This is a genomic window from Rhizobium sp. SVR5-9E (assembly GCF_056755095.1).
The window spans coordinates 1-258 of sequence record NZ_JBNDHS010000502.1; the positions used below are offsets into that span (position 1 = coordinate 1).

The window sequence follows — 258 nt, forward strand, 5'->3', positions numbered from 1 at the left end:
GACCAAGAAAGGTCTGTAATGTGAATCAATCCATCAACACCTCCAAGGTCGATGAATACACCGTAAGAAGTAATATTCTTAACAGTACCTTCAAGAACTTGTCCTTTTTCAAGCTGAGCGATGATTTCTTTTTTCTGACCTTCAATATCTGCTTCGATCAATGCTTTGTGAGATACAACTACGTTTTTGAACTCAGGGTTGATTTTCACAACTTTGAACTCCATAGTTTTACCTACGAACTGATCGTAATCTTTAATT

General features: G+C 36.4%; 1 protein-coding gene. It reads right to left on the reverse strand.

Going from position 1 to position 258, the window contains the following annotated elements:
* Window positions 1–224 (reverse strand): S1 RNA-binding domain-containing protein (locus ACPYOJ_RS35800; RefSeq protein ID WP_481420451.1); only part of this gene is annotated, 224 nt, incomplete at its 3' end.
* Window positions 225–258: the final 34 nt, after the last annotated feature.